Annotated in this window: 18 protein-coding genes; 1 reads left to right on the top strand and 17 read right to left on the bottom strand. The window is 30.6% G+C overall.

All coding sequences use genetic code 11. The features are described from left to right. Positions 1–92: 92 nt before the first annotated feature. The 10 genes from HF295_RS07450 to HF295_RS07405 form a co-directional block, all read right to left on the bottom strand. The gene (locus HF295_RS07450) at positions 93–596 is read right to left on the bottom strand and encodes a hypothetical protein (protein ID WP_312031542.1); all 504 of its coding nucleotides are present in this window, start codon (positions 594–596) and stop codon (positions 93–95) included. Between the two features lie 34 nt (positions 597–630). Then, entirely contained in the window at positions 631–1,485 is an 855-nt protein-coding gene (locus tag HF295_RS07445) for an ATP-binding protein (RefSeq protein WP_312031541.1), read from the bottom strand. After that, positions 1,482–2,309 carry a 4Fe-4S binding protein gene (locus HF295_RS07440; RefSeq protein WP_312031540.1) on the bottom strand — a complete coding sequence of 276 codons (828 nt, stop codon included), beginning with the start codon at positions 2,307–2,309 and terminating at the stop codon, positions 1,482–1,484. Before HF295_RS07440 ends, HF295_RS07445 begins: the two co-directional genes overlap by 4 nt. Continuing rightward, positions 2,309–2,641 carry a NifB/NifX family molybdenum-iron cluster-binding protein gene (locus HF295_RS07435; protein WP_312031539.1) on the bottom strand — a complete coding sequence of 111 codons (333 nt, stop codon included), beginning with the start codon at positions 2,639–2,641 and terminating at the stop codon, positions 2,309–2,311. Before HF295_RS07435 ends, HF295_RS07440 begins: the two co-directional genes overlap by 1 nt. A gap of 7 nt (positions 2,642–2,648) precedes the next feature. Beyond that, entirely contained in the window at positions 2,649–2,867 is a 219-nt protein-coding gene (locus HF295_RS07430) for a DUF5320 domain-containing protein (protein WP_312031538.1), read from the bottom strand. 119 nt (positions 2,868–2,986) lie between these two features. Next, a complete protein-coding gene (gene arcA / locus HF295_RS07425; protein ID WP_312031537.1) occupies positions 2,987–4,207 on the bottom strand; it encodes an arginine deiminase in 1,221 nt (406 codons plus the stop codon). Positions 4,208–4,219: 12 nt separating this feature from the next. Continuing rightward, positions 4,220–5,599: a tryptophanase gene (locus HF295_RS07420; RefSeq protein WP_312031536.1), complete on the bottom strand. Its 1,380-nt coding sequence runs from the start codon at positions 5,597–5,599 to the stop codon at positions 4,220–4,222. 127 nt (positions 5,600–5,726) lie between these two features. Continuing rightward, positions 5,727–6,131, bottom strand: a complete 405-nt coding sequence (locus HF295_RS07415; RefSeq protein WP_312031535.1) for a DUF2177 family protein — start codon at positions 6,129–6,131, stop codon at positions 5,727–5,729. Further along, the gene (locus HF295_RS07410; RefSeq protein ID WP_312031534.1) at positions 6,131–7,375 is read right to left on the bottom strand and encodes a hypothetical protein; all 1,245 of its coding nucleotides are present in this window, start codon (positions 7,373–7,375) and stop codon (positions 6,131–6,133) included. Before HF295_RS07410 ends, HF295_RS07415 begins: the two co-directional genes overlap by 1 nt. Before the next feature lies 1 nt (position 7,376). Further along, positions 7,377–9,143 carry a DegV family protein gene (locus HF295_RS07405; RefSeq protein WP_312031533.1) on the bottom strand — a complete coding sequence of 589 codons (1,767 nt, stop codon included), beginning with the start codon at positions 9,141–9,143 and terminating at the stop codon, positions 7,377–7,379. Between the two features lie 149 nt (positions 9,144–9,292). On the opposite strand from HF295_RS07405, the gene heR reads away from it, so the two are divergent. Then, entirely contained in the window at positions 9,293–10,093 is an 801-nt protein-coding gene (gene heR, locus HF295_RS07400; RefSeq protein ID WP_312031532.1) for a heliorhodopsin HeR, read from the top strand. Positions 10,094–10,140: 47 nt separating this feature from the next. Here the strand turns inward: heR and HF295_RS07395 are convergent, their stop codons facing one another. The 7 genes from HF295_RS07395 to HF295_RS07365 form a co-directional block, all read right to left on the bottom strand. Then, positions 10,141–11,142 (bottom strand): potassium channel family protein, encoded by a 1,002-nt coding sequence (locus tag HF295_RS07395; RefSeq protein ID WP_312031531.1) that lies wholly within the window; start codon positions 11,140–11,142, stop codon positions 10,141–10,143. Positions 11,143–11,152: 10 nt separating this feature from the next. Then, a complete protein-coding gene (locus HF295_RS07390; RefSeq protein WP_312031530.1) occupies positions 11,153–11,569 on the bottom strand; it encodes a secondary thiamine-phosphate synthase enzyme YjbQ in 417 nt (138 codons plus the stop codon). 40 nt (positions 11,570–11,609) lie between these two features. Then, positions 11,610–12,725: a DNA adenine methylase gene (locus HF295_RS07385; protein ID WP_312031529.1), complete on the bottom strand. Its 1,116-nt coding sequence runs from the start codon at positions 12,723–12,725 to the stop codon at positions 11,610–11,612. Between the two features lie 101 nt (positions 12,726–12,826). Further along, positions 12,827–18,469, bottom strand: a complete 5,643-nt coding sequence (locus tag HF295_RS07380) for an extracellular solute-binding protein (protein WP_312031528.1) — start codon at positions 18,467–18,469, stop codon at positions 12,827–12,829. 170 nt (positions 18,470–18,639) lie between these two features. Further along, a complete protein-coding gene (locus HF295_RS07375; RefSeq protein ID WP_312031527.1) occupies positions 18,640–19,230 on the bottom strand; it encodes a GrpB family protein in 591 nt (196 codons plus the stop codon). Positions 19,231–19,309: 79 nt separating this feature from the next. After that, positions 19,310–22,018 carry a YfhO family protein gene (locus tag HF295_RS07370; RefSeq protein ID WP_312031526.1) on the bottom strand — a complete coding sequence of 903 codons (2,709 nt, stop codon included), beginning with the start codon at positions 22,016–22,018 and terminating at the stop codon, positions 19,310–19,312. A gap of 97 nt (positions 22,019–22,115) precedes the next feature. After that, a complete protein-coding gene (locus HF295_RS07365; protein WP_312031525.1) occupies positions 22,116–22,553 on the bottom strand; it encodes an arsenate reductase ArsC in 438 nt (145 codons plus the stop codon). Positions 22,554–22,565: the final 12 nt, after the last annotated feature.

Here is a 22,565-nt window from a genome sequence, read left to right as displayed (position 1 = left end):
CCCTCTAAAATCTAAATCTTTTATCTTATTTACATTATATAACAAAGTTAAAAAACAAACAATTGCATTTAAAAAGAATTAACGAATTTCGCTTATTCTTTTGTTTTTACCTTACATTTAACATGATTAGTTTCATATTTCAGCCATAAAAACCCAATCAATAGCAAAACCAAGGCTATTAGTTTATAGGGTAAACCTGCCAACGGTAAGGCCGCAACCGCAAAGGTAATTCCTATGGTCGAGAAAAAAGCAATAACACAAGGTGTACACCCATAAGTAAGCATTCCAAATAGAAATGCAAATCCAGACATGAATGAACCCTTGCCTTCTCTTCCCGTTAACTTCACTAAAGCGGTAGAAATATTCCACATAAAGGCAGATGTAAAGGCCATAATAATATTTAAAATCATATTGCCAATGACCAAGTATAAGCCATAGTCTTTCATCATCTCGCTATAGCCTATGTTAAGTTGGTCCAATAAGATATATAAAGCAAAGAATAAAACGAAAAACACCGAACCCTGAATGATATATTTGCGTTCTTTTTGCATTAATAAAATTGACTGAAACAAGATAACCACCTCTATTCTTTTCAAATAGATTATAACATATTTACTTAATTTCATTGAATCATTTGCTTGTCATTAATAAGTGTACTTTTAAATAGATATCTTTTATTTGTTTACTTACAGTTGATTCTTTTTCCACTATATTGATGCCTTGATTAATCAGGTCACTCACTGAAGAATCATATTTGATATGTCCTAAATAATCTATATTTTTATCATATAAATAATCGATGATTTTTTGACTAATCTTTGTATTAATATCATATTTATTTATGCAAACCGCTTTCTTAATTCTTGTTTTCTCAATGGTTTCAATAATCCTTTTTAAATCACTTAAGCCCGACATAGAAGGTTCAGTCACCAGTAATATAAAATCAACACCACTCATTGAAGCTATCACTGGACAACCTATGCCCGGAGGTCCATCAATGATGGTTAATTGATCATCATTTAGGTCCAAGAGTCTTTTAACTTCACTCACTAAAAGCCCTGAATTCCCAGAACCCATTTTTAGCCTAGCAGTCGAGAACAGAGGTTGGTCTCCATATAAATCAATTGAACCATCTACTGTATCAACAAAATCAATAGCACCGGAAGGACATACAATTTGACATACTTTACAACCTTCACACTTATAGGAATTAACTACATATTTATCATTGTTTTCAATCGCATTAAATCGACAATGCTCATAACAAAGTCCACATCCTATACACTTGTCTTCAATAATTTTGGCTTTCTTTAAACCATGATAAGCTTTGCTTGTTTTTAAATCTAGTTTCATCATTAAATGTAAATTAGGTGCTTCTACATCACAATCTGCAACTTGATTAGGTTGATTTAAATAAATGAATGAAGAAGAAATAGTGGTCTTACCTGTGCCACCTTTTCCAGATAAAATTAGTAATTGTTTCATAATTTCACCTGCTTTCTAATTTCATGTAAAATTTCTTCGAACAAGGAACGAAATTTAGATTGAGATACCATTTCCAAATTAGAATTTGCTAGGGCTAATTCTTTATTAAAAGGAATCTTTCCAATAATAGGAATTTGATATTCACTAGCAAAATCTTCAATCACTTGAGCATTGTGGTCAACTTTATTAATCACTATAGCACTTTTCTTATTAAAAACCTTTGTTAACTCATAAACCATTTTTAAGTTATTTAAACCAAAAACAGTAGGTTCAGCCACTAAGACACATAAATCAGCTTGCCCAATACTTTCCATCACTGAACAGCCATTGCCTGGAGGACAATCGATGACTGAATCTACTGAACTATCTACTTTTTCTAATAGACTTTCTATAATTTTAACCCCAGTCTCTTTTCCTATTTTTAATTGACCACCATAGATATGATGTTGATCGACTTGAGCATGGTTAATCCAGCCTATCAATTCATCTCTTTCTGAAATTGCCTTGCTAGGACAAACTAAATGACATGCGCCACAAGAATGACATAAATTAGGCAATACTTTGACATTGCCTAAAAAATCAATCAAAGCGTTGTACTGACAAGCATCAAGACACTGGTGACAATGGATACATAAATCATCATTAACTTTTGGTACAAGGTTGTAAATAGGTTCTTGAACAAAGTGATCAGAAAAATAAAAAACACCATTGGGTTCTTCAACATCACAATCTAAAAAAACAGATCCATTCATTAGATTGATCAGATTCACAGCCAAAAGTGTTTTTCCAGCACCACCTTTACCGCTTAGGATGGCTACTTGCATTAATATAGTTCCTCCAAAGTTCCTGATAACAAATCCTTAATATTTTCTTTAACAATTTTACCATTAGATTGATAAATTTTTACTTGAGTATCTAAAAGAAGATCTAAAGCTTTTTCACCAATTCTAGGTGTGATTAAGTAATCCACATGATTTTTAAGAATAAATTCAGCCGTTTTTACCCCTGCCCCATGATTTTCTTTAACATATAGATTTTCTATAAATTGCCCTTCATGAATATCAGTATCGTATAAGTAGAAATAAGTAGTTCTCCCTAATTGGTCAGAAACAAGCGACTTATCATTTTTTTCTTTACTTGGAATAAGAATTTTCATATTTAGCCTACTTGTCTAATTCTTTTTCTATGTCTAATAATCTTTGCTTCAAGTCTTCTTTTTCTTGTAAAAGCTCTTCTTTAGTCGCTTGATATGTTTGGAATCTTCTCCCAAAACCCATACCAAATCCTCTACCATATGCTTGTCTATTAGACCCACATGGTCCCATAGCTCTTCCCGTTAATCTTCCTTGTCCTAAAGGTCCTGTTCCGTTTCTTCCTGGCATTATTGCCACCTCCTTATTATTGACATATGTCAATTATTACACTTTTATTATATCACTTATAATTTGGCTGTCAAGTTAGAAAAAATAAAAAATGTTTGTGGAATCCACAAACATTTAATTTATTCTCTATTAAATGGCATTGACATACATCTAGGACCGCCACGGCCTCTAGATAATTCACTAGATGGCATTTTATGTACCTTGACTCCTAATGATTCAAGAATATCATTAGTAATATGATTTCTCTCATAGACTATGACTTCTCCAGGGCGAATAACAATGGTATTGGCACCATCATTCCATTGCTCTCTATCTCCAGCCACTTGATCATCACCACCACAAGGAATTAAAGTAATTTTCTTATTTAAATATTTAGATAAAATCTTATCTAACTTATCTTCAATAGGCACAACTTTTAATTTATGGTCTCCTTGTGTTGCTTTGGTAACCGCATAGGCTTTCATGGTTTTTTCTAGATCATTATGAACTAAGAATTTATCAAAATCCACTTGAGTAAAAACTGTATCTAAATGCATAAATGCTCTTTTCTTAGGTATATCAAAAGCTAATACAGTCTTAAAATTGGTTTTATATTGGTAGAATATATTTTTAGCTAATCTTTCAATAGCCGCTGGATGGGTTCTTTGAGAAACCCCTACAGCTAAGACTGTATCAGATAAAACTAATATGTCCCCACCTTCAATGGTTGCGTTTTGCGTTCGGTCATAATAAAGTTCAATATCTTTTGAATATAGGGGATGATATTTAAAAATATATTCACCATATAAGGTTTCTCTTGATCTTGTTATTGAATACATTTTAGATAAACTAACGCCTTGCCCAATAACTGAAAAAGGATCTCTAGTAAAATATAAGTTTGGCATTGGATCCGTAATAAAAGGATAGTCTCTAATATAATCAGATAGTGTTCTTTTTACAAAGTTAGGTACATCAACCTTACGAATACCAGACATGGTGGTTTCAACCATGTCTTTGGTTGATTCAATATCCATTAAATATTTGAAGATAACTTTTTTCATTGTTTCACTAGTAATGTTGGCTTCTTTAATAAATTGTTCAATAAATTGTTCTTTAATTTTTGGGTCTTGATCTAAACTTTCTTGAACCAAATCAGCTAAATAAAGAACTTCAACACCAGCATCTCTAAATATTTGAGCAAATGCATCATGTTCTTCTCTAGCCTTATCTAACCAAGGTATATCATCAAATAATAAGGATTTTAACCATTTAGGAGTTAAATTTTCTAACTCGCCACCTGGCCTATGTAATAATACTTTTTTTAATTCAGTAATCTCTGATTGAACATTTAATAGACTCATAACAACCTCTTTCTATTCTATAGGTTCAAATTTAGCAGTAAAATGCCTTAAAATTGGTGATTCATAAGTAAATTTTAAACCTTTGATTTTATGTCTTCTCTTATAGACTTTTATCATAGTCTCAGCTACATATCTTAGATGATCATAGGTATAAGTTCTTCTTGGTATGGTCAATCTTAAGAATTCTTTATCTGCTTTTAAATTCTCGTGGGTGTCTGGATCTCTACCCAACAACAAGGAACCAATCTCAACACCCCTAATGCCGCCTTCTATGTATAACTCATTACATACGGCTTGAGCAGGAAATTCATCAAAAGGAATATGTGGAACAATAGCTCCACAATCCACGAAAACAGCATGGCCACCTGTCGGATATTGAATAGGTACACCCCCTGCTTTTAATAAGTCACCTAGGTATCTAATTTCATCAATTCTGTATCGTAAATAATCTTCATCTAAAGCTTCTTGTAGACCTATGGCTAAAGCATCCATATCTCTTCCTGATAAACCACCATAGGTTGGAAATCCCTCCATAGGAATAACTCTTACTTGAGCTTTTTGGAAAATTTCTAGGTTATCTTTAATGGCGATTAACCCACCAATATTCACTAGACCATCTTTTTTACTAGACATTAAAAAGATATCCGCAAGGGCAAAAGTCTCTAAAGCGATGGCTCTAATTGATTTATTTTCATAGCCTTTTTCTCTTTGTTTAATGTAAAAAGAGTTTTCAGCATATCTGGCCCCATCAATCACAATAGGAATATGATTTTCTCTGGCAATATGATTGACCGCTCTCATGTTTTCTAAAGATACAGGTTGACCACCAGCTGAATTATTGGTAATAGTCATAATAATAGCTGCTATATTTTCTTTACCCTTTTCTTTAATGACAGTTTTTAACTTATCTAAATCAAAGTTACCTTTAAAAGGATGATAATTCTCTAAATCAAAACACTCTTTACATGCGCAATCTACTGCTCTACCTCCAGCCAATTCAACATGGGCTCTGGTGGTATCAAAATGAATGTTAGATATAACAGTCATACCTTCTTTAATTAATAAAGGCAAAACAACTTGTTCAGCTCCCCGACCTTGATGGGCAGGAATAACATACTTATATCCTGTAATATCTTTGACTACCTTTTCTAATCTATAAAAAGATCTAGATCCTGCATATGCTTCATCACCTTGCATTAATGCTCCCCATTGGAAATGACTCATTGCGCCAGTTCCAGAGTCAGTTAATAAATCAATAAATACATCCTCACTTTTTAACCTAAAAGGGTTATAACCTGCTTCTTTTAATCTATTGATTCTTTGTGATTTTGTTATAAGTTTAATCGGTTCAACCATTTTAATCTTATAGGGAGGTACTTGATAATTTTCCATAATTATTCCTTTCTAATACAATCTCGTCACTAAACATTATACCTTATAAAAGCGCTTTCGTAAATGATAAAACAAAAGTCTTTTTAAATTAAAAAAGGCCTAACCTTAAAGGTTAAGCCTCTATATTTTAAAAAATAGCGTGATAAATAAAATAAGTAGCTGTTGTCATGGCTGAGGATAAGAAAGTTCCCCATAATAAATCAACAACTGTTACCATGATTGGCCAATCTTTTAAAGTGGCTAGGTTGGTTAAGTCATAAGTAGCATAAGTCATAAAGCCAAATACTGCACCTGCCAATAAAGCTTTAGAAAAGTTTTGTTCAGCTATACCCTGGTAAGTAAAAAAGACAACCCCAATGATAAATAATAAATAAAATATTCCCGCCGCTATAAAGTTAGGTTTTTCCGCCATCAAATGGCCGATATTTGTTTTATAAAATTTAGTTGCAATTAATCCTAACCATAAAGCATCAATGGCTAGAAAAACAATAAAGGCTATTAAATACATTTTCATAAAATTTCCAAATTCCATTATTCTTCTCCTTTTTCTAATAAATTCATTTGTTTTACATAATCATCAATATTAAATTTTCTTTTTAAACCATTGTCGTTCATATAACGAAGTTTACCAAAAATATCTCTTTCAAACCAAGCCCGATCATGTTTACCAAAACACCAGGCAACGCCTGTATAAGCATTTGGTGTGAAACCATCATAAAAATAATGGTTATTTAATTCAAGGGCTGTTTGGTAGGCCTCTTTATATGTTGCCGACCATTCAATAATCTTTTTACACCAATACATCCTCATAAAAGAATGCATTCTCCCTAAGTAAACCATTTCTTTCATGGCCGCATTGAAATAAGGGTCGTGGGTCTTAAAGTTTAAATAGTCTTCCTTTGTATAAATATAGTCTCTTCGATCATTGATATGATCTTTCATGGTTTGATAAGCCCAAGCTTCTGTCATATATTCAAATTCATCATAAGCCTGGTTATAATAAACGAAATTATAAGCAAGCTCTCTTCTTACAATTAACTCTTCTAAAAAAGCTTGAGTATTTTCATCACATAAATCATCCATATGATGATAGATCGTTACTGGAGATATAAAACCATATTTTAAATAAGGACTCAATAATGAAGTTTTATCTAAAGAAGGATCATTGTGTAAATCATATTGCTTTAATTTGTTCTTTTTAAAATCATCAAGAACTTGAAAAGCTTTTTCTTCTGCTATAGATAATTCTTTTTCAAGGTATACTTCTTCTAAGAAGTCCTTTATTAATTTATGAATTTTAGGCCTGATCGTTCTCGCTTGATACTCTTCCTTATCTGATGCTAAGCTGATAGGCACCAAGACATTAGAATCCACTTCAATAAGAATCATGTTTTTTTCATAGGCACTTAATTTTAGTTTCTTTAGTAATTCTAAATCAAATTTTAAATAGGCTTTATCCATAAAGATAGTATGGGCTAATAAATGATTCAAATCTAAAATTTCCCTTTGAACAAAGACTATATCATTTGTAAAATGATTGAGTTTTTTAATCAAATCGTCTTTGTATTGATTAAAAAAATCAAGATTTCTTTGATTTGTTTCATAGGGTTCTACAAGGATGATTCTATAATTACAATGGTGTTTTTTTGCGTATTCATAACTTTGATATAACCCATAATTGTTTCTAATTCTAAAAGTTTTAGTCATAAGGTAAATGACAGAATTCTCCTGATTATGGCCGCTAACCACTACATTGTTTCTTTTAGAAATATTCATCTTACTTCTTGATATATCCAATAGCAACTGACCCCTTACCAGAATGGATCATGGTTGCACTAGATACTACACTTTCATATTCAGGTGCTTTTCCAATCAGGTCTGTAAACAATGTTCGATACTCTGCTAATAATTCAGGATTTAAACAATGAATTAAAGCATAAGATTCAATCTCGTTTGTCTCCATATCTTTTTTTACATAATCAACAATTTTCTTTGTAATACCTTTTTGAGATAAGGCAAATCCAAAAGCAGCACCTTTACCTTTTTCATCTAAGGTCATGATTGGTCTAATTTTAAAGAACATACCAATTTTTCCAACTGCCTTAGGTAGTCTCCCTGACATGGTTGCATATTTAAACGTTTCTAAGCAAACCAATACTTTGGTCTTATGTTTCATTGTTTCTATTTGCTCAACAATTTGATCAAATGATTGACCTGCTTCTAACATCTCTACAGCTTTTTTAACAAGCAATCCTTGAGACACTGAGTTATTTAAAGAATTAATCACACGGATATTTTTGCCTTTTTCAATCAATTTATCAGCTTCTGTTTTTATGGCTGAATAAGTTGCGCTTAACTGACCAGCAACTAATATAACGATGATATTTTTATAATGTAACAAAAGTTTTGAAAATAAATCATTGATGTATTTTATACTTGGTGTAGAAGTGGTTGGATATTCTAAACCAGCATCAATCATATCAAATAAGATTTCATTATTAATGGTAAGTTTATCATAGTAAAGGACATCATCCACAGTAATATTCAAAGGAATTTGTGCCACATCATGATCTTTTAAATACATTGGATCAATATCAGCGATTGAGTCTGTTACGATGACAGTATCTTTTTTGCTTTTCTTGAAAGCTATATCTTGAATCATATCATCGACTTTTTGAGATATGATTTTTCCGAATCTTCTGAGTTCTTTAAAGACTAAATGAGGTTGATCTGTATGAATATGAACCCTAAACATGTGTGACCCCATGACTACCACTAAAGAATCTCCATAGATTTTAAGGGCTTCTTTTACAAGGTCTTCATTTAATCCAGGTAAGTATTCAACCAAACCTTCTGTACAATATCGATAAGAGATTTCTTCATTAAAATCATGTTCATATTCTATTTCTATTTCTTCAAAATCCACTTGTTCTATGGCTTCATTATTAAAGTAAGAATTAACACCACTTAAAAATAAAACAAAGCCTAAGGCCCCACTATCTACCACATTGTTCTTCTTTAATACAGCCAATTGTTCTTTGGTTTTTTCTAAAGAGACTTCAGCTGTTTTATAGGCTTGTTTAAAGTAATCTTTAATATTCTTTACCTTATGTAATATATGGTTTAAACCCTCAGCCCAATCTTTAATAACTGACAACATGGTTCCTTCTACTGGGTTAGATAAGGCAGCGTATACATGTTCAACTGAATCTAAAGCCATTTGTGTAAACTCATCAATAGAGACTTGATCTTTATTGAGTGATGCTTTTCTTAAACCATTGACAAACTGAGCAAAAATAATCCCACTATTGCCTCTAGCACCAATCAAGGCTGAATCAGAGATAGAATCAAGCGTTTCTTGAAAAGAATCAGATACCTTTGATTCTCTTGATATGGTTTGCATCGTATGGACTAAATTATTTCCAGTATCACCATCGGGTACGGGAAACACATTAATATCATTTAATAATCTTCTTTTTTTTACAACAAAATTGGTACCATAATTAAACATTTGATATAAATCTTGACCATTCAAATATTCCATGTTTACACCTCAATATTTTTAGTTTTTATGTATGGATTATACCATAAACATATGTTCATTAAAATAAATATACTCACAGTTTAATTTTTTGGTTCATTTTTCAATTTATTTTTTTAAGATGTGTTATATTAATTACAAGGAGGATTTATATGGAAAAAACTAGTTTCGAAAGTTTAAAACGCTTTAACATGATTATGGGTGGAGTTCACTTATTACAAGGTATAATCATGTTAATTCTTGCGTACACAGTTGTACAAAATGCCTTATTAGACGGAGCACCATTATTTCAACCAGATATTACCATTTCATTCTTAGATTTTGATGGTGAGGGTCTAGTATTAGACACTAATGTATTATTTGCTTTACCATTCGTTGTTTTAGTAGCAAGTTTCCTCTTCTTATCTGCTCTTGCACATGCGATTATTTCATTTCCTAAAAAAACTTATGCAATCTATACAAGAGATTTAGAAAAAGGAATGAATCAATTTAGATGGTATGAATATGCTTTATCATCATCAATTATGATTGTACTCATCGCTACCTTATTTGGTGTTTACGATTTAGGTACCTTATTACTTATATTCTTCATTAATGCATCTATGAATCTATTTGGATTATTGATGGAACAAATGAATAGCGGTAAAGACAAAAAAGATGTCAATTGGCTACCATTCATTTTTGGTTCTATCGCTGGTATTATTCCTTGGGTCATCATCGTTATGCAAATGTTTGCGACACCTGCCGTTGATCAAATCCCTGGATTTGTTTGGGCAATTGTAGTTGTTTATTTCATTACTTTTAATACCTTCCCAGTGAATATGATTTTACAATATTTAGGTGTTGGTAAATGGAAAAACTATCTTTATGGTGAAAGAGTCTATATTATTCTAAGTTTAGTTGGTAAAACATTATTGGCTTGGCTAGTCTTCTTTGGAATTATGCAACCATAAAACATATGAATTAAAATGAACGAGTTCAAACTGAACTCGTTCATTTTTTATTTATTATCCAAAGCTATATCGCTAATTTTTGTAATTTGTTCTTTTGATCCAACAACAATCATTCTATCTCCAACCCTTAATATTTCATTGGCTTTAGGATTAAAGATGATTTTATCTTCTTCTCTACGAATGCCAAGAATGATTAAACCTATCTTATTAGATACATCTGCTTGTCTTAATGATTTTCCAGCAAGTTCTGAATCTTGATGGACCACGACTTCTTCCATATTAATAGACATATTTTTAGCATCAATAATATTATCCACAAAGAACTGCACATTAGGAGATATCATTAATTGAGCCATTTTTTTACCGCCAATTTCATCGGGTGATACCACTCGATTAGCTCCTGCATGAATTAATTTAGATCTTGTTGGTCTGTCATGGAATCTTGAAATAATGAATATATCATGATTTAACTGTCTAGCGGTAATCACAATAAAGACATTTTCAGCATCACTTGAAAGGGTTGTAATGAGGCCTTTAGCTCTTTCAACGCCGGCTTTTTGTAAAACTTCTTCTTTAGAAGCATCACCCAAGATATGCAAGACATTTAGTTCATCTAATTCTTTAACGGCTTCTTCGGACTTTTCAACAACCACAAAGGGAACTTCTCTTCTAATAAACTGAGTAATGACATTAATGCCTGTATCACCAGCCCCGCATATAATATAATGATTACTTAAACTTTCAATTGTTTTATCCATTTTATTCCGCCTCCAAACCGCTCTTATATCTCCTTGACTAAAGAAATCAAATACTATTTTCAATATATATCCAATCATTCCAACACTTAATAAGATAATAATGATGGTATACATCTTTGCTATAGTATTCATTTCTGAGACTTCGTTAAAACCTACTGTTGACATGGTTATGATTGTCATATATAAAGCATCAATAAATGTTATATCTAAAATAATAAGATAACCAATACTCCCAAGGATTAATATTCCTAACATGACACCTAACCATATGGAAATTTTCTTTATATTCAAGATATCACCTCTATTGACCGATAATTTTCACTAAAACTCTTTTTCTTCTTTTTCCATCAAACTCACCATAGAAAATTTGTTCCCAAGGGCCAAAATCTAACTTAGCCTTCGTGATGGCACAAACCACTTCCCTACCCATAATCGTTCTTTTTATATGGGCATCAGCGTTATCTTCATAAGTATTATGCATGTATTGGTTATATGGCTTTTCTGGCGCTATTTTCTCTAAAAACATTTCAAAATCATGGTGTAGGCCTGCTTCATCATCATTGATAAAAACTGAAGCTGTAATATGCATTGCATTGACTAAGACAAAACCTTCAGATATTTGACTTTCATCAATACAAGCTTGAATATCTCTTGTGATATTAATAAATTCTCTACGTTTTGAAGTGTCAAACCATAATTCTTTACGATAATGTTTCATATAAACCTCACTTAATTATATCATAAAATAAATTCGAACATTATTTTATCTTAATAGAATTATCTTTTTTTAAAACAAATAAGTATTCATGTACATATTTATCTCTTTGTCTTAAATTTCTTGATGCTCTGTATGTATTATACCTAATTTTATTAATAGAAAGCTCTCCATATTTTCTTAAGACTTTTTCCATTTCATCAAAAGATATATAACCTTCTGAGTTATAAGAAATAAGTAAATATTTCGCCTTAGCATGTTGAATCAAGTCTGTAAAAGTCTCTAGCACCTTATGTTTTTTATTATAATTAGACCTATTCCAATCATTAGGAATACCTGATACTTTAGAGACATCAGCCTCTATTTTATTTTTTATAATGAGATTTAACATAAAATAATTAGAACCATAAGGATGTTGATTATATGGCGGATCAATATAAATAAGATCAACCAAATCTAATTCTTTAACCAATTGATTAGAATCTTTTTGATATATATCTACCCTTGTTTCAAAATGACTAAAAACTGGTTTTAATAGTTTAATATCACCCGTAATTCTTTTTAAGGCATGTTGGCCATTGCCACCAAATTTACCAATCCCTGTTTGACTATCCTTATAAAAACCTTTAAAAATACCCCCAGTATTATTATGTACAGAAGCTGCATAAATTAAAGGTCCTAAAAAATACTTTTGATAATTTTTAGGAACATCATCAATGGCTTTTCTAAGGGTGTCAATCGTTTCAGCGTTCTTAGATGTATAAAACACTCTTTCACCTATTTTGATGGCAAGATCTTCCTTAGGCGCATATTCTTTAGAAATAAGACCCTTTGTTCGATGATTTTTTTCTTTATCTTTAATTTGTTTATAATACTTTAAATACTCTTCTTCTTGAAATTCACTATAATTACTTAAATAACATTGGTTAGTAATTTTACTATAAAGTTCTAAATCATTGACAATCAGACTATGAGCATGTTGTTTAAACATTCTAGAAACAATGCCTGTTCCTGAAAACAAATCAACCATAGAAAGTTTTTCTTGATTGAGTTCGTTTTTTATCTTGATTATTTCTTTTTCAATGGCAAATAGTAGTTTTCTTTTATTTCCAAGATAGGTCATAACTTGTTGGTTTAAAAAGGCCTTGTTTTCTTTCATAAATCCTCCGATTGTATACAAATTATAGCATTTACGAATTTTCTTTACAAGAAAAGCCAAAGAATTTATAAAAACTCTTTGGCTTTTTTATACAATAATAATTATTCAATTAATTCAGCTTGTAAATCATAAATATCTACATAATCTTCAATTAAAACCCAATAAATAGCATCTGTTTCTATTTCAACAGTATTTGGATTATCACCAACCTTATATTGTATCAATGACATTGAATTAGCACCAATTCGACTACCATTAGATAAATCTAAGTCACCAGCCATAGGGATATTTATAGGCATTGATTCCATCATAGCTATATAATTCTCGACTGTTATATCCAAATTATTATCTTGAACTCGATACAAACCTTCAATAAGTGTTAATCCTGCTATATAACCATAAATACTATATGGATTTCCTAATAAAGATTGTTTTGTGGCTTCATCAAAAATAGTGGCACTATTAATCATTTGAACATATTCTAAATATTCATTTGATGTTATATCTATATTTATCCATGCATTGTTATAGATAGGTCTTTGTGGAGAATAATTAAGGCCCATAAAGTAAGAATTCGTATTGGCTGAAGAAGCAAATACTGGAATAGAAATTCCTAGATCATCCATAGCCATCATCGCATCAATAAATGTTTGATAGTCTAGACCAGTTAAAATCACATCAGGATTAAATGACTCAATTGTAGATAATTGAGTTTCTACATTCTCACTATTGACTGGTAAGAAATATACATTATCCCAATTAAAGCCCAATTGATCTAATTGGTCAGCGATACCAAACATGGTAGGTAAACCAGTGTTTTCGTCTTCTGAAAACATAATTACTATTTTACCATCGCTAGGAAAAGCTTGGTCTTGATTAAGTCCATAAATGGATGTTGTTAAAGCCCTTAAAGCCATAAACCTTCCTTCAGTATAAGTGATTGGTTGAACAGGAATAATTGGGTTATTCATAGAATATTCATTGTATATTTGATCACTAGGACTCAATGGGAAAATCAAAGGTATATTGTTTTCTAAAAAGAATTGATAAGTATAATTGACTGTTGGAGTTCCTAAAAGACCTACAACTGCAAAAACATCATCAATTGTTCGTAAATTGTCTAAATAATTTAAAGCCAATTCAGGGTCGAACTGATCATCATAATGTGAAAATACGATAGGTAATTCATCACCAGTAAGATGTGTATTATAGTAGTCAATAACTGCTAAAAGTCCTTGATTGAATGGTAAACCAACCATAGCAAAAGTACCTGTGGTTGGAACTGTATTTCCTATAACAATAGCCCCTTCTACTGGTTGACTAACTTCTTTTTCAACAGCCCCAAACCATAATTCACCATCAATGACTGCCACAACCATAATATATCTTCCCGGTTCAAAAACAACAGGGTTTGAATTCCAGTCTCCACCAGGATTACCATAGTCATCAACATAATCAGGTATATATAAGGTTTCTGGAGTTAAATTATAGACCACTCCACTTTCTGGTGATGGAGCCCAATAATTAGGAACCATGATACCGTCATAATCTTGCACATAAGCAAATTTGACAGTTAAATTACCATTAAACTCATAAGATGTACCTCCGATGTTATAAAACTCTGACCAACCAGCATCTTCACTAGGAATCATTACATCAATGATATAAATTTCACTAGCAGTTTGAATTTTTGGATTCATTCCAACAAAGAGAGGATTATCAGACGCCGTAGGTATCATTTGATAATCAGGATTTGAAAAACTATCAGACCACCCTGCAAAATTACCGGTAATATAGAAACCATCTAGATCATTTGATGTTTCATGACTGGTCCATATATCTTCCATATCTTGCATGTTTTCAACGATAAGTTCATCTGTATTTACGATATGGTCTAAAGATAATAAGAAGAACAAAATATCATCAGTACCACTATTATAATATAAAGAAATATTTGTTTCTTTGCTCTTAAATGGTTGAGGAATGCCTTGTTTTAACATGTCCACTTGGGTTCTAAGCATTTGAACCCAAATATCATCATGACTTAATGAATAAAATTCTTCATTTGCATACTTATATGTAGGCGCTATATTATCATAAGCAACCGCAAACTCTTGAACTTCATAAGAAACAAAATAAGCTAATAAATCATCTAAGTACTCAGATTCATATGAGTATTGATTTTTAACAAAGACTTTTCCATCAGTAAAGGCACCAGACTTCATTTGAGTACCTACTTGAACTGAACCATAAACATCTTCTTCAGTTAATATGAATGTCGGTAAAACAGCAATACCAAGATTTTCGCCCATCGTTGCATATACATCATTCATATGCCAAGGTCCACCTATAAAAGACAAAAGTTCTTGATTTTGCATTTTATTTATAGCTTCAGAAGGACTAAAATTTTGTATTCCATAAGTATCAGAGAAGATTCTTTGACCCCATTTCATTACTGAAATGGATGCATCATTAACAAAATCAGTATTGGTATTGATACCATCTTGGAATAAGGTCACTGGCATTTGACCACTATCTAAATATGAAGCTAATATTAAGAATGAGTTATTATAATTATCAGGAGAAGTTATGGCAGAAGCATTGACACCTAATGTTTGTGATTTTGCCCAAATACCTTCCCAACTTAAAACATCTTCTTCTGATAATAATCTCTTATCATAAAACAAGAATAATGATTCCATTGAATAAGGTACACCATAAAATTCCCCATCATAAAGAGTATCTTCAACCAAATCATCATCAAGGAAATTAAGCATGTAGTCAATTAACTCTTGAGATTGAATTGGACTAATTAAATCCATTTCAGCAACCATTCCTCCCAACAAAGGTTGTGGAATAGCGAAAATATCAGGACCACCTTCACTATAATATTCCTTATCTATAAGTTCATAATTATCAACACCATAGACATAAATATCATGCGGATATAAGTATTGGTTTTGCGGATCATTGTTGTAGGCCTCAATATAATCATATGCTATCATTTGATAAAAATCTTGAACCTCATACGGCACAAAGATTTCAATCTCAGAAAGTACTACACCAGGTTCATAACCCTTTACTTGACTAGGAATCTCAATATAAATACCCAATTCTTCTAATGTTAGAATAAATTCTTCAACGTCTAACATTTGTGTTTCCGTTATAAGTTGATAATCATAATCCTTAATAAGCTTTGCTTGGGTTGTTAAATCATTAATGTATGAATTAATTACGTTTTCAATATTCAAAATATCATCTTCATTTAACATTAATAATAACATCATTTCAGGATCTGAAATCGTTGTAATAAATTCCTCTATAAGCACATCTATATCAACTTGATTAGCACTATATACATCATCTACTAAATTCGCATAAATAATAGCTAAGCCATAATAGCCCAATTCGTCTTCAAAATAAGTATCATACATTGACATTAAATCATCAATAAAAGTAGTGTCATCTAATACATTAATCGTATTTTGTATGATATTGATTTGATTTTCCATGGTATTTCTAATCGCCATTTCAACAAATTGAGCAGTCCTCATATAATCAGTAAAATCATTACCTGTTAAAGACACAATTTCCATTTGTAAGTAAACATTAGCAAAAATAATATCAATTAAGGCTTGATATTCTTCTATAGTTACATTTTGAATGACAGGATTCACTAGGTCAATGATTCCATTGATTAAAGAAGCTTGTATTTGTGCGCGTGTTCTAACTTGTGAATCAGTACTGATAATCGTTCCGACTGTATCAACCTCACCTGATGTATAAAATTCAACATTCATTTTAGAAGTTAATGTTAATGGAATCACAAGTTCTTGTCCTTGATTTAAGTATACAGGATCTTCATTCAGTAAATATCCACCTGCATAAACATAAATAACGATCTCACCATGGTCAATATCATCATATCCCCTAACCACTAAGTCATAATTACCAGCTTCTAATAGTACATTGATGTAGAAATTAATATCATCAAAATCATCATTATGGGCCACAACATTAGACCCACCTTGTTCTAACATCATGAGCTCAATGAAATCATCCACTATGGCTAAATCATTTTCTATTAGTGTATCAAATATCAATTCCATTGAATCTTTTAATGAATCACCAAATAATAATATATCTGAAAAATCAATGTATTCTCTCACCAATAAAGCTATTTCTTCTTCAACTTCTGGGTCGTATTCCCTGTCATAAGTATAAGAATAATATTCTTCAATCATAAGAGGTATAAAGATCATTTCAATAAAAATTTCTTCTAGCAAGTCACTAGACATTGATGCATCTAAACTATCTAATAAGATTTGGTTATTATTCATAAACCTATCAAATGCATAAAAGTTTTGCTTAATAAATTCTTTTGCATCTAATATATTCGCGCCCATAGCTGCTTGAGCAAAAGCTCTAATATAGTCTTGGTCTATTTCTAAAAGGAAGTTAAACACTAACTCTAAAATCATTAGTTCTTGTTGGGCTTGATCAACAACAGAAATCATTGATAAATCAATTTCACCTTCACTCAAAACATCAATGAAGGCCATCATTGTCGTGTTAACTAAGACCATTTCTTCTAATGTTGGTAAATTAATAATCAAATCATTAACTAACTCATTCTTTAAAGATACAATTAACATGATTGATAATTCTTCAAAAGGTCCAGTCATGATGATATCTTCTAAATCAGTAATCATATCTTGATTGATTGATGCTTCAACAGCCATCAAATAATCAATAAAAACCATTATCGTTTGAACTGATTGATCAGAATGACTTTCCAAGAAAAGCAATAATGATTCTATCATATGAATGTCTTCAGAATAATCATAAACGAGACTTTTATCATAATATTCATCGTAATAATATTCTTGACCATGTAACTCCATATAATAGTCTAATTGTTCTTGCAATAAGACTGGTAATTCTACTTTAATAAGGGCTGATAAAAATGCTTCTATCATATATCTATCCATGGATTCAATAATGCCATCGATAAAAGCAAAGAAATCATTAAAATCATCAAATGATATTTGTTCCAAAGACATTATTTGAGTCATCATTTCATCCATATCATCCGCTGTCATACCCTTACTTACAAGTTCAGTAGCAAAAGCTTCCGAATCATGGAAATCCATCGGACTTGAATTCAAGACAAGAATCATTGCTTGTATTTGTGATGCCTTATCACCCATATAAGCAATGGTTGAAGACATAGCAGAATCGCTTAAGCCACTAGGTGCTTTAGCAACAATTGAAAATAAGATCGAATCTGCAGTCATAGATGAAAAATCATAAGATGTTGTTGATACATGAATAAAAAACTCACCATCAACATAAATATCATAGCCAATAGCCCCTTGGACACCTATCCAAGATAGGACTTTAGTTGATTGGTTGATGTTTAAGCCAGTCACAACATCTAATTGCCCACTTAATGTTGAATCATTGGTAGGCTCATTTGTAGGAACCACTGTATCCTCTTCTGTGTGAACTGAGGTTGGTTCTCCAGTAGAACTTTCATAAGTTGTTGGTTCTTGAGTTGGATGCTCACTTGTTGTTGGAATTTCAGTTGCTGGCTCATCGGAGATATCCTCAGTTGTCGGCAGCTGAGTTCCTGTTGTGATATTAGGTAATGTTAAATTGTCTGTCGTAATTCCAGTTCCATCACAAGCTATTAAGAATAAAGCTATAAGTGATAAAGAAATCATTAATAAAATCTTTTTCATAACATAAAACCCCCTCTTAAAGATAAATTCTATCTTTATATCTATATTTTATCTTAATTAAATGAAAAACTACATATTTTTCTATAAGAAAAACAAATTTTTTTCATATTTAGCATAATCTTCATATAAAAAATAAATAATTGAGTAAAAATAATATAAACCAAAGAAAATTACTTCTTTGGTTTATACCTGTTTGGATAAATACTACGAGCTATGGATGTATAATATTGAACAAATTCAGTCTTATTGTCCGTATAATTATCTCGATGGTGTTTATATTTCTTCAATAATTGAATCTTTAAGTCACCATATTTATTAGCTACTTCAGGATGACTTTGCAAATAATCTCTAAAATATAATTCCTTATGATTATTTATAATTTTAATATGAATATGGTAAACCTTTTCCGCAAAACCATTCTCACTATAGCCCTTCATACAAAAAATAGCAGGATTTTTGTATACATCCTTTTGTTCAAGACAAATATATTCATCAGAGTTCAATATTTCTTTAATGTCATGAATGACTTGTTCATTTTCTACTTCAATTAAAATATCAATGGTTGGTTTAGCTATTAAACCATGCACTGATGTTGATCCTATGTGATTGATTCTTTGAATTTTATCTTTACCAATCATGGAAATAAGCTTTTTCTTTTCTTCTTCATACCAATTTTTATAGTCAGGATTGTGTTCTTTTAAAATGATAGGAAATAAATGCCATAGTTCTTCCTTAGACATTTCTTTTAACTTTAAACTCATACAATCTCCTTTATTAAATATCATTTTAACATTTCTATCATATCTTTTTCTACAAGACTAAAAAAAAAGAAAATATTTTTTAGATATTTTCTTTTTTACTTATCTTATAATCAATAATAATTGTTCCAATCAACAAAATAAAACCTGATAAAGATAAAATTAAGCCTAAAGTTAAGCCTCTCGTTTGATAGACAAACTCAATTTGATGATTACCCTTGGGAATCTCAATAGACATAAAACCAATGTTAGCTCTATGAATATCAACTTCTTTATCATCCACATAAGCTTTGAAAGCTTTAGAATAAGGTAATGAAACCATCAAATAACCATCATCTTTAGCAGTTATATTCCCTGTAAAACCCTGATTATTGAATTCTATATCATCTAAAGTCTCTTGGTTTAAATTAAGTAATTTTTGATCAATATTGTCCATATCCAATAAGGCATAAGAGATATTTACTATATAATAAGTTCCTGGGTCAAAATATATATTTACTTCTAAATTTTCTTGATTCTCATAATAGCCTAAATTGACTAGATGAGTTTTATTTTCCTTATAAGTGTTTGTCCCATAGGGGCTTGAAGTATCTCTTAATCTAACATCCTTTGTTTCAAAAACAATTTCATAGACTTCATCATGATCATCTTTGATTATCGCCTCAATATAAAGGTAGACTTCTTGATTTTGAATTTCAGGAACTGTGAATGTATATTTTTCTTGATCAATAATCGCAAAATCAAGGACTTCTACAAAGTCTACTTGATGACTACTGTTTTGATTTTGACCATTTTCTAAAACTACATAATCAAGTAAAACTTCCTGTTTACTTAAATAATCTAACCCATTAAAATCATCTAAATTATAAGTATCATAAAGCATATAAGCAAAATCTACAAAATACTGGTTTTCATATACATATAAATCCTCATAAACAACTTGTCCTCGTTCTCTAAGGAAATCTTTACCTAAGATGGCCATGCTTTCATTTGAATATTGAGGTACAGATAAAGTATCAACTAAAATAAATCCATAAGGTGGTAAAGTTTTTTCAGATTCTCTGATTAATACATACTTCACTTGATTCACTGACATCAAAAGAGATCTTCTTTCTAATCCATTATAACCTGTTGTCCCATTTAAATTTATAATCTCTAAAGCATTGATATATTCCCCAATATAGCCATTAGCCATAGAATTATATAGATGGGTAGAATAGTAATTGTATCTTAAGGAATCATTACTGTATTTATCGAATCCTCCATCATACATTTGTTGTTCAACGCGATAGAATGAATCTTTAGGAAAATAGTCTTCAAACAACTCTACATTAGGATAATAATCATTAAAACCATCCTTTGGTGTATTCATTTTCGCGTAATAAAAACCATAATGAAAAACTGTATAAACCATAAATATTAGAACCAAATACTTTAAGTTTTTAACATTAACAATTAAAGCTATTCTTTGAGTAAACTTATCTTGACATAGATAAGTTGTCAAAAATACAAAAACAAAAAATAAGATAACAAAATAAAAAATATTCATGACAGGTGATTTAAATTCAATGGTTGTTAGGATTAAAAATAATGTAAGCATTAAGATAGTCAATACAGCACTTATAGCTTTTTGTTTGGTTGATTTTTCTATAAGAATAGCTTCATCAATGATAAAACCAAAGCCTAAAACCAAAGGAACCATAATGATAAATAACCATCGTTGGTTGGTATAAGTGAAACCATTTAATAAAAAACCAAAAGATGAAGAAATGCTTAAGATTAAAAAGATAATAAAAGACCATTTAATAAATGGATATTTACTGTCTTTATGATAAAAAAACATAAATCCAGTCAGTAACAAGATTATGTTACCTATACCAATACTATACTTAACCCCTCTTAAAGGTATCAAATGAGATCGAATAATAGTATGTAATTCATAGAAATTGAAGACATCAAAACCCTTAGATGCACTTCTTGAGCCTTCTACGAGTTGAATAAAAGTAGGCAACAAAACAAAAGCAGCCATTAAAACCCCAATAAAACCATATATGATAACTTTTAAGAAGAGTATATGATTTTTGGATTCATGTTTTCCATAAATTCTAAAAATCCAATAGACTGAAAAACCAACAAGAATATATACAAAGAAGTAAAACTGACTAATGGCAGCTAAAAATACGGATACTATAAATAATAAAGGGCTTTTCTTATGAATAATTCTTTCAGCCCCAATCATTAACAAGGGTAAATACATAGGACCGTTAATGAAGAAAGCATGTCTATATACCGAATACATCATTGGAAATGAAAAAGCATAGACTAAGCCAATAATGATTAATGATGTTGGTTTTTGTATACCCAAAGTTTTTCCTAGTATCATCATAAATAAACCCGATAAATAAAGCCTAATCACCATCATAAGAAAATATGATAAACCTATATATTTAATCGGTATGATATAAGCAATGATAGTTAAAGGATCAAAAATAGAATAAAATGCATAAGAATAAAGAAAGTCTCCACCAAAACCTATATCATATGAATATACAGGAAAACTTTCACCAGCAAACAAAAATCCTTTTATTTTTGAAACAAAGTCATATAAAAATAACATGTGTTGTTTTAAAGCATCGAAAAATAAAGAAGGTTCTGAGAAAAAACCTTTCAAAGAAAAAGAACCATCTTTTATCTGGAAAGGTATTTGTCCTAAAGTGAATATCAATATAAACACTAAACTATAGAAAATATAAGGATGTTTGATTAAATATTCTTTAAGTGTCTTTAACAATGTATTCTCCTAATCTTCCAATATTTTATCATTATTTAACTTGATAAACAACTTACTTTCTAAATAAAAACCCATCATTAAAAGATGGGCTTATAAATCAGATATGGAATTCTATTTTTTCTTGAAAAGGAAATCCTTCTTTCAAAATTCTTGTTTTTAAAGATTCAATCTCTTCTTTAATGATTTCAGCTGTTTTGATGAATTCTTCATCAGGCTTACCTGTTGGATCATCCAATCCCCAATTTTCCCTATGTTTACAAGGGAGATATGGACACTCCACATTGCATCCCATGGTAATTAATATATCAACTTCAGGCAACTCATCAATCAATTTAGAACGTTGACTTTGATTCATATCTACCTGAATCATATCTTTTATGATTCTTACAGCATCTTGGTTAATCTGAGGTTTTGTTTCTGTACCACCACTATAAGCTTCAAAAAAATCTAAATAAAATGCTTTAGTAATGGCTTCAGCCATTTGTGAACGGCAAGAGTTGTGAACACAAACATAAGCAATCTTATATTTTTTCATAGATTAATCATC

The organism is Hujiaoplasma nucleasis, from assembly GCF_013745115.1.
In the GTDB taxonomy this organism is placed as follows: domain Bacteria; phylum Bacillota_I; class Bacilli_A; order Izemoplasmatales; family Hujiaoplasmataceae; genus Hujiaoplasma; species Hujiaoplasma nucleasis.
The sequence above is the reverse complement of the archived record's forward strand: the minus strand, read 5'-3'. Positions and strand labels throughout refer to the sequence as shown.